Genomic DNA, 12228 nt, shown 5'->3' with positions numbered 1-12228 from the left:
CTTCAGGCCGCGCGCTCGAAGATTGCGGCGATGCCTTGTCCGCCGCCGATGCACATCGTCTCAAGACCGTAGCGGCCTTTCGTGCGCACAAGTTCGCGGGTAAGGTTGGCAAGAATACGACCACCGGTTGCACCGATCGGGTGGCCAAGCGATATACCCGAACCATTGACATTGAGGATTTCGTTCCGGCCGTCGTCATCCGACCAGCCCCATCCTTTCAGAACCGCCAGGACTTGCGGTGCGAAGGCTTCGTTCAGCTCAACCAGATCAATATCGCCCCAGCCAAGGCCGCTGCGGGCGAACAAGCGTTGCACTGCAGGAACGGGACCAATTCCCATACGACTGGGATCACAGCCCGCCGCGGCCGAGCTATGATAAAAGGCGATCGGTTCCACCCCCAGTTCGTCGAGTTTGTCTTCGGCCACCACAAGGCAAGCGGCAGCGGCGTCGTTCTGCTGACTGGCGTTGCCAGCGGTTACGACGCCGCCCTCAATCGCCTTCAGCGCGCCGAGCGAAGCCATCGTCGCGTCGCCGCGATAACCTTCATCGTGTGCGAAGATGGCAGGCGCGCCCTTTCTTTGCGGCACCACAACCGGCACGATTTCGTCGTCGAACATTCCATTCGCCCAGGCGGCCGCGGCCCGCTGGTGGCTGCGCACGGCATAGGCATCTGCCTGTTCCCGGCTGATGTCATAATCCCTGGCAAGATTTTCGGCCGTTTCGATCATGCCGGAGATAACACCAAAACGCTCCGTCGGCTGAGACATAAGGCGTCCGCGCGTCAACCTGTCGTGAAGGGTGATACTGCCGGAACGTTTGCCCCCGCGAAGGTCGGTTGAATAATGTTCGACGTTGGACATTGATTCGACCCCGCCGGCGACAACAACGTCGGACATCCCCGTCTGCACCATCATCGCGGCGTTGACGATCGCCTGTAGCCCCGAACCGCAGCGCCGGTCGAGCTGATAGCCGGGGACTTCAAGCGGCAGGTCGGCAGCCAGCCATGACCAGTGGCCGATGGCCGGCGCCTCGCCGTTGCCATATCCCTGACTGAACACGACATCGTCGACCCGGGCGGGATCGATCTTCGTGCGCTCGATCAGGGCCTTGAGGATGACTGCGCCAAGCTCGCCTGCAGTCATCGGCGAAAGAGAGCCGCCAAACTTGCCCACCGCAGTGCGGATCGGCATGACAATGGCTGCGCGACGAAGGGTCATTTCGGGTCTCCACTCGCCATGTTGCCCACAATACCTGCGTCGATCAGGCGGGCGATTTCGGCGGCAGGCAGCGAGAGCAGATCCGCCAGGACTTCTTCGGTATGCTGGCCATTGCACGGCGCGGGACAAGGATCCCGACGGTGCATTTGGGGAACGGTGGCGAATGTGCCCGCGGCGGGATAGTCGAAGCCGCTGGGATTTGGCACCATCCCGAAAATCGGATTGTTCGCTACCAGCGCTGGATCGTGAACCGCATCAAGCATCCTGCGATAGGGCGAAAAGACGATTCCCCCCGCATCGAAGGCAGTAGACAGATCGGCGTAATCACGCGACCGGATCGCCCGTTCAAACAAGGGATAGAGCATGTCACGCAAGGTATATCGGAGGCCGTCATCCTGTTCGAAAGAAACACCGCGCTCTTGTTCGATGGCCGCAACATCTTCGGAAAGGCCCAGCGCCCCCAGCAAATGGGCCCACTGGCGATGCGTGGCAACGACAATCATTGTCCGCACCCCGTCGCGCGTGGTGAAGTCGCGACCGAACAAACCATAAACTGCATTGCCAAGGCGCGGACGATCCCGGCCCGTATAGAGCATTTCTGCAAGTCCACCGAGGTTGGCGACCGTGCCAATCGCCACGTCTGACAACGGCAGCCGGATCTCGCATCCTTCGCCACTGGTGCTTCGCCACTGCATCGCGGCAAGCATGGCGAATGCTCCGTATGCGCCGGAAATGAGATCCCATGCGGGCAGGACATGATTGACCGGATCGGGGCCCGTTCCAGTCAGCATAGGGTATCCCACGGCATTGTTTATGGTGTAATCGAGCGCGGGCGAGCCATCGGCCCATCCCATTATCCGCAAGGTGACAAGATCCGGACACCCCTGCGCGAGGAGGGCATGGGACAGGAAACCATCCACCGGAAAATTGGTGATGAACTGGCCGGTTGCCCTCACGAGTTCCTGCACTATTTCACGCCCCTCAGGCCTGCGAAGATCAACCGCGACTGACTTTTTTGCACGATTGAGATTCTCCCAATAGAGCGAATCATTCGCCGCCGTCACAGGCCAGCGCCGGTAATCGGGGCCGCCGCCAATCTGGTCGACGCGTATCACCTGTGCGCCAAATTGCGCGCAATAAAGGCCCGCCGTGGGAGAGGCGACGAATGACGATGCCTCAATGATCGATAGGCCATCGAGAAAATTATACATGGCGTTTGATCCGGCCCGCAGGCGAATTGGCCATGCGCCAGGGCGGGGCGGAATGAACCCCCTGGCCGCCCATGGTGCAGCCTGCGGATGAAGTGCAACCCACGAAGGTCAATTCGCCGCCGCAAATTCACGCAGCATGTGCTTAGCGATCTGGAGTTGCAGGATCTGGGTCGTGCCTTCATAAATCCGATATATGCGCGCATCGCGGAAGAAACGTTCGGCATCGTATTCGGCAAGATAGCCGGCACCGCCGTGGATCTGGACGCAGGCATCCACCACGCGGCCGCACATTTCTGTCGCGAAAACCTTGAACGCCGCTGCTTTGCGCAAGATGTTCTCGCCTGCGTCGGCGCGCCGAGTGACATCGTCCATCATGCATTCGGCGGCATAGATTTCGATCTCGCTCTGGGCGAGCATCTGCTGGATCAACTGGAAGTTGGCAATCGGCTCGCCGAATGCCTTGCGCTCGGTCGCGTATCGGATGGCGCTATCCAGCGCCCGGCGGGCATAAGCGGTCGCTGCGGCGCCCACCGACATCCTGCCGTTGTCGAGGCTCATCATCGCGAATGCGAAGCCCTTGCCAAGTTCGCCGCCGAGCAGAGCCTCGCTGCCAACGTGGACATCTTCCAGCCCGATATCGGCGATATGGCTACCCGACTGGCCCATCTTCCTGTCCGACTTGCAGATCGTCACGCCGGGTATGTCAAGCGGGACGATGAATGCCGATATATGGGCGTTTTTGGGCAGATTTTCCATGGCCGTCCGCGCCATGATCAGTCCAACCTTCGCAAAGGGCGAGTTGGTAATATATCGCTTGGTGCCATTGAGAAGCCAGCCGTCGCCGGTCGGCACCGCAGTCGTCTGCAGACCCGCCGCATCTGATCCCGAACCCGGTTCGGTCAGGCCGAAAGCGGCGATTTCACCCGCGGCAATGCGCGGCAGCCATGCAGCCTTCTGCGCTTCTGTTCCACCATTCTTGAGGGCTGAGGCGAACATGCCGACATTGATCGAGATGATCGAGCGGAATGCCGGCATCGCATAACTTAGCGTGTGCATGGTGCGGATATACTGGCTGATGTTCATGCCGGCGCCGCCATGCTCTTCCGGTATGGTCAATCCAAACAGACCCATGTCGCGCATCGCTTCGAGGACGTTTTCGGGGATGAGGTCGGTTTCAATAATTTTGCGCTCGACAGGAATGAGCCGGTCGCGCACGAAGCGTTCAAGCTGTATCAAGAATTGTTCGAAGACTTCTGCATCCATGCCGGCGTTGCTCATCGGTTACCTGTCAGATTGGATCATAAGGAAAGACATGCGCCGAGACTTCATCGGCGCGCGCGAAGCTGCTGCGAAACGAAGGTACAAGCTCGTGGGCAATTGCCTCCGGCGTCCAGCCTTCGACCTTGGTCATCGACCGGATCGGCCGGGGCTTGCAAAACAGGGCGATTTCATTCTTGCGAACCGCGAAAATCTGGTTGGTCACGTCCTTGGATAGGTCGGATGCCAGATAGGCAACCAACGGCGCGATCTTGTCTGCCGACATGGATTGCAACCGTTGGACACGTTCGTGTTCGGCAGGCGTTGTCGCGGGAATTGACGAGGTCATGCGGCTCCACGCAAAAGGCGCGATGCAGTTCGAGCGGACGCCAACTCGCGCCATGTCGAGCGCGATAGACTGCGAAAGCGCGACGACGGCCAACTTTGCCGCCGAATAGTTCGCCTGCCCGATGTTGCCGATCAGACCGCTCGTCGAAGTGAAATGAACGAAACTGCCCGCCTTCTGTTCACGAAAATAGGGCGTGGCGGCCTTGGAAACGTTGAAGACACCAGTAAGATTGACCGCGATGACGCTGGTCCAGTCCGCGTGACTCATCTTGTGCCAGATGCTGTCTCGCAAGATGCCTGCATTGTTCACGACCGCATCGATTCGGCCAAATTTCCGTACCGCATCCTCGATAATGCTCTGCGCCTCCGCCGGATCTGCAACATTACCGAAGTTGGCCGCCGCTTTGCCCCCGGCACCGATGATGTCGTTAGCGGTGTTCTGAGCGAATGCGGTATCGCCGCCGTTGCCCGCCTGCGCCACGCCAGGATCGTTGACGATAATTGCCGCCCCCTGCGCGGCGCAATACAACGCCAGTTGGCGACCTATTCCGCGCCCGGCACCAGTGATCGCGACAACTGATCCATCCAGGCACCGATCCATATCCCGTTCCTCAAATGCAATTAGCCCGACAGGCAGGACTGGCTCAATGCCAGGCTCTGGCAACAAGCTCACCCAGTTCCTCTGCCACTCCGCCAGATGTGCTCGCCAAGGTACAATAGTTGGCAAAGCTTGCCTGGACTGCTGCTTCGGACGACTCGGCACGGGTCAACTGGTCCAGGTCCAGCCCAGCGAGCATTTGGGACTGGACCAGACGTTCACCATGCAACTCTGCCGTCTTCAGCGCCGCATAGGCTGCGGCGTTAATTTCCGACTCAGGCGTACATTGGCACCACTGCTTCATCCAGCGCCGCACCGAACGGACCGGTTGCACGAAGCGTTCATTCGCAGTTGCTGCCGAGTGCTGCGCGGCCTCGATGTCCGAAACAGCGAGAATGGTGCAACGCGCCCCTGCCAACCAAAGGCAAAGCAACACCGTGTTGACGTCACACCCATGCTGATCCTGCAAGGCAAGGCAGGAAGCTGCCACGCCCGGCTTGGCATAAATGTGTAAGGAATAGTCCCATAACGCCGCCGCGTGCTGCTCCACCTGAATTGAAGCTTCATCACCCACTGGCGGCACGGCCGGGCCTTGGTCCGACCGTGCCGAAGTACCCAATCGCGGACCTTGGTGAAAATGCTGACCAGACATGCAACGAGGCCAACCGCCTAGAACGTGCGGGCGCCGAAATGGATTTCCATCATCGGACGCATGACATCCCACCGTTCCAGCTGCGACCAGTGGCCCGAACGGTCGAGAACGTACAGTTCGGCATGCTTGAGATGCTGGATCAGGTATAGGCTGGTGTCGAGCGGCACCACCCGGTCCTGACGGCCATGGAAGATCAGCACTTCGTGCGGCATTTTGCCCAGCAGTTCGGGCGGCATGTTGAGCGTCTCAATGCCGTTCTTCATCGAATCGATCATCTTGACCGCGGTCTTCATGATTCCCGGATCGGTGGCGATCTTGTAACGGTTCTCGACGATTTCCTCCATGCCTTCGAACTTCTCGGCATCGTAGGCGAAGCTGTGCATCACCTGGCGATAGCGGGCATATCGTGGGTCGGAATAGAACGAGAGCAGGCGGATCAGTTCCGGGGTGCGCGGGCCGGGGGCTCCGATCGAACCCATCAGCACCACCTTGTCGATTGTGTCGGGCTCCTCGCTCATCATTTGCAGGGTCAGCGCGCCGCCCATCGAATTGCCTACAACGTGGGCCTTCTTCACACCGAGCGCCTCAAGCAGGCCAAAGCACTGGTCGACCCGGGTGCCGATCCAGCCCATCACGCTGTCAGGCCACGGATCGGGAATCACCGACTGGCCGAAACCGATCAGGTCGGGCGCGATCACGAAGAAGTTTTCGGCGAGGTCCGGCATCAGGTGATACCAGTTGGATGCGGCATGTGCGCCCGGACCCGCACCGTGAAGCAGCAGAATTGCCGGCTTGGACGGATCGCCCGCCAAGAGGGTGTGCGAGGTCAAGCCGCGGCCCGTGATCTTTTCTTCCCTGATAACCCCTTCAGCAGCCATGACATTCTCCCATGTGATCCTGACGATATATTCGCGCGACTCCTTGCCGGAGTTCACAGTCAATTTTGCCGGAGCCTAAGATATCGTTTGACATTGTGCAATGAGTTTTCCCAAGTGTTGCGCATTGGGAGCAGGACACATGACAGGCGAGACATTCGACGATCGACTGGTCGCGCAATTGGCGCAGGAACTCGACCATGCCGAGCAGACCCGCGAACGGATCCGGCCGTTCTCCGTGCGCTATCCAGGCATGCAGATCGAGGATGCCTACCGCATCAACCAGGCCTGGGTCGATCTCAAGCGAGAGCGCGGCCGGGCCGTCTTTGGTCACAAGATCGGCCTGACCTCGCGCGCGATGCAGCAGGCAGCCGGAATCACCGAACCCGATTACGGCACCTTGCTGGATGACATGGTGTTCGAACAGGGCAGCGACGTGCCGACCGCCCGGTTCATCACGCCCAAGGTCGAGGTCGAACTGGCCTTTGTGCTCGGGCGCCGCCTGGAAGGAGCACAGACGACGATTTTCGACGTCCTGAGCGCCACCGACTATGTGGCTCCGGCAATCGAGATCATAGACACCCGGGTGCATCCCAAGGATGCCGAAACCGGAGTGGCGCGCAAGGTCCTGGATACGATCAGCGACAATGCCGCCAATGCCGGAATCATCGTCGGCGGTCTGCCGGCGAAACCCGACGGGCTCGATCTGCGCCGCATCGGCGCCCTGCTCAGCCGCAACGGGGTGATCGAGGAAACCGGCCTTGCGGCAGGGGTGCTTAACCACCCCGCCAACGGCGTCGCCTGGCTGGTACGGCGGCTCGCGCCTTGGGGGCAAGGGCTCGAAGCCGGAGAAGTCGTGCTTGGCGGATCGTTCACGCGCCCGGTCGAAGCGGCGCCGGGCGATGTCTTCAACGCCGATTTTGGCGAGTTTGGTTCAATCGGGTTCCGGTTCGTTTAAGGGGCGAAAATGCAGACACCGGTCAACCGCTTCAAGGCGGCCTTGCGCGAAGGTCCGGTCCAGCTTGGCTTCTGGTTGGCCCTGGCCCATCCAGACATTGCCGAAATCTGCGCGGGCCATGGCTATGACTGGCTGCTGATCGATGGCGAACATGGCCCGCAAACCCTGCCCGGCATCGTCGCGCAGCTGCGTGCGGTCGAGGCGACGCCGCCGTGTTCGGCGATCGTCCGGATTGCCGGCCACGATCCGGTAGCGATCAAGCAGGTTCTCGATCTTGGAGCGCAGACTCTGATGGTTCCGATGGTCGAGACCGCCGAACAGGCCCAGGCCATCGTAACTGCGTCCCGCTATCCGCCTGCAGGCGAACGCGGCCTCGGCGGCGCCCGTGCCGCGCGCTGGGGTGGCTATCCTGCCTATGTCGCAGAAGCCAATGCGCAGGTTTGCATCATCGCCCAGATCGAGACCGCGACCGCCGTCGACAACATTGAGGCGATCGCCGCAGTGGACGGAATCGACGCGCTGTTCCTTGGACCTGCGGACCTGGCCGCGACCGAAGGTTTGCTGGGCGCAATCAATTTCGATGCCCTGTTCAAGCTGACCGGCGAAGCACTGGCGCGGATCGTCTCAACCGGCAAACCGGCCGGGATCCTTTCGCGCGACGAACGCCTCGTCCAGCAGTTCCTCGATGGCGGTGCCCGCTTCATCGCCAACGGGATCGACAGCTTCACGATGGCCAAGGGCGCGGGCGACGGACTCCGGGTCTGGCGTGAGCGTATCGCGGCACAGGGCGGCAACTGAGGCTATGGCAAAACCGGCTTGGCAGACGCCTCGTTCCAGTGACCCGGTCAAACCGCTTGATGGCGTCCGGGTGCTTGAATTAGCCCGCATCCTGGCTGGCCCATGGTGCGGACAGCTGCTGGCGGACCTTGGCGCCGAAGTGATCAAGATCGAACGGCCCCGCGTAGGAGACGATACGCGGCATTGGGGGCCGCCGTTCGTGACAGCAGAAGATGGCACCAATTTGGGAGCGGCTTATTTCCATTCGACCAATCGCGGCAAGCGGTCTTTCGCAATCGACATCGCCAGCGCGGAGGGCCAGGCCATCATTCGCGATCTGGCAAGCGGCGCAGATATCGTGATCGAGAACTACAAGGTCGGCGGGCTGTCGAAGTACGGGCTTGACCATGCCGCGCTTTCCGCACTGAATCCGCGCCTGATCACCTGCTCGATCACAGGGTTCGGACAAACCGGGCCATACGCCCACCGCGCAGGCTACGATTTCATCGCCCAGGCCATGGGCGGCATGATGTCGATGACCGGCGAACCCGATGGCGAACCGCAGAAGGCGGGCATCGCCGTGGCCGATCTGTTCACGGGCATGTACAGCACGGTGGCGATCCTCGCTTCGCTCAACCGCCGGGACCGCACCGGCAGCGGCGCCCACATCGACATGGCACTGCTCGACACCCAGGTGACTGTCATGGCCAATCAGGCGATGAACTGGATGACATCGGGTAATGTGCCGCGCCGGTTCGGCAACGGTCACGCCAATCTGGCACCCTATCAAGCCTTCCCCACGCTTGACGGGCCCTTGGTGATTGCGGCCGGCAACGACGGCCAGTTCGCCAGCTTGTGCCGCGTTTTGCGGTGTTCACTGCATGAAGACCCACGCTTCGCCACAAATCCTGCCCGTCTCTCGAACCGGGCGGAACTGGTCACAACGGTCGAGGGGCGCACGGCCCAGTGGAACCGACAAGCGCTGTTCGACGCGCTTGAAGAGGTTGGCGTGCCAGCCGGACCAATCAACGAACTCGACGAAGTGTTCGCCGATCCACAGGTCATCGCCAGGGGCCTCGCCGCAATGGCCGGAGGGCGCAAAGGCGTCGCCAGCCCGATCGTGATCGACGGGGTGCGAATGGTTTCGGATCTGGCCGCGCCGGGAAGTCCCGAGTCGGTCGGAGACGAATAGGCGGCGCAGTCAGTTCGCAGCCTGAACCGGTATAGGTCCCCCGAACAATCGCCAGCCTTCGCTGAACAGTACAAGCACGATGGTCACGCTCGCCACCCCGAAGAACGAATAGGCCAGAGGCAGCGGGGAACCATTGTAGGCCTGCCCGATCAGTGCGCCCAGCCCCGCGCCAAGCACCAAACGGAAGAACGTCTGAACAGAGGCCGCGGCCCCGGCCACCTTGCCGAATGGCTGCAGGGAAATCGCAGTGAAATTGATGAAGACCGTGATCAGCAAGCACATGTTCGCGGATGTCAGAAGCACGAACTGAAGCAGGGTTTCGCCCGGTCGGGATGCCACATAGATCTGGCCGATCGACACAAGGAAATGGCACAGGATGGCGGCATGGCCGATCCCTCGGATGCCGAAACGGTGTACGATAGCGGAATTGGCAATGCTGGCCAGCATCATCGAGCCCGCCATCAAGCCAAAGATTACCGAATAGGCCCCACCGGCCCCGAAATGTTCGCCGATCAATTGCTGCGAGCTGTTGATGAAGCCGAAGTGAGCGCCGAAAATCAGGGCCATGCCAATGACGTAACCGATCGACCGGCGATTTGTCAGAACGAGGCGGATGTTGCCGAACAATTCACTCGCACCATGAGACTGCCGCCGGGAAAGCGGCAGCGTTTCTTCCATGCGGAAGAAATACCAAGCTGACACTCCCATCGACAGCACCCCGATGACGATGAAGACGGCACGCCAGCCGAGCGCTGTAAAGATCACATAACCCAAACTTGGGGCGAGGGTCGGGACTGCCATAAACAGCATCGCGACAAAGGCCTGCAGCTTGGCCATGTCTTCGCCCTGATAGCGGTCGCGAACGATCGCCAGAGGAAGGACGGTCAGGGCGGAAGAGGCACAGCCAAGCAGCGCGCGGGCCGCCAGCAGGACCGAAAAGTCAGCCACGAAAGCACAAAGCAGATTGATCAGGGCGAACAGAACCATGCAAACCAGCAGGACCGGCCTCCTCCCAAGCCGGTCGGAGATCGTCCCCGGGACGAGCGAAAACAGGCCCGAGCAGATCAGGAAGGTGCCGATGACCCATTGCCGCTGGTTTGAACCGCTTGCTCCCAGATCGGTTGCCATGGCACCCAAAGCCGGAAGCAACGTTGTAAACCCAAGTGACTGCAATGCCTGGATCATCGCCATCATGGCGATGAACTCCCGTTTGCCGATTGGCTCTTTATCGGACAGCGACAACGTTCATACCTTCCGGATGGTCGGGCCTGGCAGCGCCCCCGCCATGAAGCCGGTCCACCAATATGGAGGCCCGTCCACTTCTGATGTAAAGCCGCAGGAGCTATCCTTGCCAGCCGATCGCACGACTCGCTGCTATGGCCGCCGAAAGGATCTTTTCGATCTTCGTCTTCGAATAAAAATGCTTGTCCTGAACTCGCGAGAGAACGCTCATCGTCGCAACAAGCCTGTTCGCGGAATCAAACACAGGTACACTCAAGGCAGAGAGACCAGGCACAACCGTACCCTGTGTGGTCGCGTATCCCAGCTCGCGCGCTTGGACTATCTGCCTTTCCAGTTCGTCGTCGGAAACCACCAGCCCGCTGGCGCGCTCTTGCTCGATGACGGGCTGGGTCAAAGTTCGTGAACAATGGGTCAAATACAGGATGCCAGTCGACGAAGCCTGCAATGGCAAAACAGAGCCGACGTGCAAACTGGTAAACAGGGGCAGACCGCCATCGATCCAGCGAATCACCGATGGCCCGTAATTACCCCAGACCGCCAGCAACCCTGTCGTTTGCAGTTCTTCCAGCACGCTCGCCAGATTATCGCCAGCGATCCGTACCGGCTCCACCCGCGCCAGCGCGGCCATGCCAATACGAACTGAAAACTCACCTAGTGCATAGCGGCCATTCTGGACATTCTGCTCGACCACGCCTGTATTGACAAAAGCCAGCAGGTAACGGTGTGCCTGGCTGCGTGACAGACCCGATTTCTCGGCAACTTCACGCAGATGTGCGCCATCCCTTGGGCAATCCATCAAGGCCCTGAGGACGCGAACACCAATTTCCACGGACTGGATAGCCTTGCGCGGCGAATCATTCGCGCTCAAATCTTCGGGAGGCAAGCGCTCGTTAGCCTGATGTTCGATTTCATCACCTTTAGCTGTAAGTGTCCGATCCGAAACTAAGTTGAGTGGTATCAGCAGGTTAGCTTGACGGCTGGGCCTGTCGCTGATTCAGGGGTTTTTGCGAAACTACCAAGGATCAACGATGTGGACCGATACCACTCGCGCGCTACATGCGCGAAGCGGGCTGTCTTTGCCAACAGATTTAACCGACGCCGAGTGGGCGCTGTTCGAGCCTCTTCTCCCTCCTCGCGCGCCGACCGGGCGGCCACGCAAGTGGAAGATGCGCCGGATTGTTGAAGCGATTTTCTATTTGCTACGCGGCGGTTTGCCGTGGCGGATGTTGCCGCCGTGTTTCCCCCCGGTCTCGACAGTGCGGCGGTGGTTCTACCTCTGGCGCGACAATGGGCTCTGGCAGGCAATCAACCATGGATTGCTTATGCTGGTCCGAGAGGCTCAAGGTCGTGAAGCTTCGCCCAGTGCTGGGGTGGTCGACAGCCAGAGCGTGAAAACCACAGAAGCGGGCGGTCCCAGTGGTTATGATGCAGGCAAGAAGATCAAGGGACGAAAGCGCCATATCCTGACCGATACCGAAGGCAATCTGGTCCATGCCGTCATTCACACTGCTGATATCCAGGACCGAGACGGCGCGCCAATGGTTCTCGGCGGGGTCATCAAGCGCTTCCCCTGGCTACGACATGTCTTCGCCGACGGCGGCTATGCGGGCCAGAAACTCAAAGACGCATTGCAGCCGCTCGGCAAATGGACAATCGCGATCATCAAGCGATCGGACGCCGCCAAGGGCTTTGAAGTCTTACCGCGTCGATGGGTGGTTGAACGCACCATTGCCTGGCTCAACCGTAATCGCCGACTGGCCAAAGACTTTGAGCAGACCATCGCCTCCGCTACTGCCTGGCTCTTCGCAGCGTCAGTGCAAGCATTCATCCGCCGTGCCGCAAGGGCTTGTCAGACCGCCAAATAGTTTCGAATCCGACTCTAAGCTGGCTAGCCTTGCGTG

At 60.3% G+C, this 12228-nt stretch carries 12 protein-coding genes; 4 read left to right on the top strand and 8 right to left on the bottom strand.

The annotated features are described in order from the left end of the window. Positions 1–2: 2 nt before the first annotated feature. From YP76_RS23435 to YP76_RS23410, 6 genes are all read right to left on the bottom strand, one after another. On the bottom strand, positions 3–1217 hold the full coding sequence (locus YP76_RS23435; protein ID WP_008828107.1) for an acetyl-CoA C-acetyltransferase: 1215 nt from the start codon (positions 1215–1217) through the stop codon (positions 3–5). Beyond that, positions 1214–2428, bottom strand: a complete 1215-nt coding sequence (locus YP76_RS23430; protein ID WP_008828106.1) for a CoA transferase — start codon at positions 2426–2428, stop codon at positions 1214–1216. The genes YP76_RS23435 and YP76_RS23430 overlap by 4 nt, the downstream gene beginning before the upstream one ends. A 108-nt stretch (positions 2429–2536) precedes the next feature. Beyond that, the gene (locus tag YP76_RS23425) at positions 2537–3706 is read right to left on the bottom strand and encodes an acyl-CoA dehydrogenase family protein (protein WP_008828105.1); all 1170 of its coding nucleotides are present in this window, start codon (positions 3704–3706) and stop codon (positions 2537–2539) included. Between the two features lie 10 nt (positions 3707–3716). Further along, positions 3717–4634 (bottom strand): SDR family NAD(P)-dependent oxidoreductase, encoded by a 918-nt coding sequence (locus YP76_RS23420; RefSeq protein WP_024018971.1) that lies wholly within the window; start codon positions 4632–4634, stop codon positions 3717–3719. Positions 4635–4677: 43 nt separating this feature from the next. Next, positions 4678–5205 carry a TIGR02444 family protein gene (locus YP76_RS23415; RefSeq protein ID WP_229710705.1) on the bottom strand — a complete coding sequence of 176 codons (528 nt, stop codon included), beginning with the start codon at positions 5203–5205 and terminating at the stop codon, positions 4678–4680. Between the two features lie 95 nt (positions 5206–5300). After that, a complete protein-coding gene (locus YP76_RS23410) occupies positions 5301–6161 on the bottom strand; it encodes an alpha/beta fold hydrolase (protein WP_008828102.1) in 861 nt (286 codons plus the stop codon). A 139-nt stretch (positions 6162–6300) separates the two neighbouring features. On the opposite strand from YP76_RS23410, the gene hpaH reads away from it, so the two are divergent. Genes hpaH through YP76_RS23395 form a run of 3 tightly spaced genes read left to right on the top strand, consistent with a single transcriptional unit; the run spans position 6301 to position 9085 of the window. After that, positions 6301–7116, top strand: coding sequence for a 2-oxo-hept-4-ene-1,7-dioate hydratase (hpaH, locus tag YP76_RS23405; RefSeq protein ID WP_008828101.1), 816 nt, complete (start codon positions 6301–6303; stop codon positions 7114–7116). A 9-nt stretch (positions 7117–7125) separates the two neighbouring features. Further along, positions 7126–7914 carry an HpcH/HpaI aldolase family protein gene (locus tag YP76_RS23400; RefSeq protein ID WP_008828100.1) on the top strand — a complete coding sequence of 263 codons (789 nt, stop codon included), beginning with the start codon at positions 7126–7128 and terminating at the stop codon, positions 7912–7914. Between the two features lie 4 nt (positions 7915–7918). Beyond that, positions 7919–9085: a CaiB/BaiF CoA transferase family protein gene (locus YP76_RS23395; RefSeq protein ID WP_024018973.1), complete on the top strand. Its 1167-nt coding sequence runs from the start codon at positions 7919–7921 to the stop codon at positions 9083–9085. Positions 9086–9094: 9 nt separating this feature from the next. Here YP76_RS23395 and YP76_RS23390 read toward each other — a convergent pair whose 3' ends face one another. Both YP76_RS23390 and YP76_RS23385 read right to left on the bottom strand, forming a co-directional pair. Continuing rightward, positions 9095–10327 carry a multidrug effflux MFS transporter gene (locus tag YP76_RS23390; protein ID WP_024018974.1) on the bottom strand — a complete coding sequence of 411 codons (1233 nt, stop codon included), beginning with the start codon at positions 10325–10327 and terminating at the stop codon, positions 9095–9097. A gap of 100 nt (positions 10328–10427) precedes the next feature. Further along, positions 10428–11195, bottom strand: a complete 768-nt coding sequence (locus YP76_RS23385) for an IclR family transcriptional regulator (protein ID WP_232307699.1) — start codon at positions 11193–11195, stop codon at positions 10428–10430. A 160-nt stretch (positions 11196–11355) separates the two neighbouring features. Here YP76_RS23385 and YP76_RS23380 point away from each other — a divergent pair, with 160 nt between their 5' ends. After that, complete coding sequence (locus tag YP76_RS23380; protein WP_046764611.1) at positions 11356–12192, top strand: IS5 family transposase; 837 nt, start codon at positions 11356–11358, stop codon at positions 12190–12192. Positions 12193–12228 lie beyond the last annotated feature (36 nt).

The organism is Sphingobium chungbukense (assembly GCF_001005725.1).
GTDB lineage: Bacteria > Pseudomonadota > Alphaproteobacteria > Sphingomonadales > Sphingomonadaceae > Sphingobium > Sphingobium chungbukense.
The sequence above is the reverse complement of the archived record's forward strand: the minus strand, read 5'-3'. Positions and strand labels throughout refer to the sequence as shown.

Excerpts from the sequence above, each read along its gene's own strand:
- YP76_RS23435 (WP_008828107.1), bottom strand. The coding sequence starts at position 1,217 with ATGACCCTTCGTCGCGCAGCCATTGTCATGCCGATCCGCACTGCGGTG.
- YP76_RS23430 (WP_008828106.1), bottom strand. The coding sequence starts at position 2,428 with ATGTATAATTTTCTCGATGGCCTATCGATCATTGAGGCATCGTCATTC.
- YP76_RS23425 (WP_008828105.1), bottom strand. The coding sequence starts at position 3,706 with ATGAGCAACGCCGGCATGGATGCAGAAGTCTTCGAACAATTCTTGATA.
- YP76_RS23420 (WP_024018971.1), bottom strand. The coding sequence starts at position 4,634 with ATGGATCGGTGCCTGGATGGATCAGTTGTCGCGATCACTGGTGCCGGG.
- YP76_RS23410 (WP_008828102.1), bottom strand. The coding sequence starts at position 6,161 with ATGGCTGCTGAAGGGGTTATCAGGGAAGAAAAGATCACGGGCCGCGGC.
- hpaH (WP_008828101.1), top strand. The coding sequence starts at position 6,301 with ATGACAGGCGAGACATTCGACGATCGACTGGTCGCGCAATTGGCGCAG.
- YP76_RS23400 (WP_008828100.1), top strand. The coding sequence starts at position 7,126 with ATGCAGACACCGGTCAACCGCTTCAAGGCGGCCTTGCGCGAAGGTCCG.
- YP76_RS23395 (WP_024018973.1), top strand. The coding sequence starts at position 7,919 with ATGGCAAAACCGGCTTGGCAGACGCCTCGTTCCAGTGACCCGGTCAAA.
- YP76_RS23380 (WP_046764611.1), top strand. The coding sequence starts at position 11,356 with ATGTGGACCGATACCACTCGCGCGCTACATGCGCGAAGCGGGCTGTCT.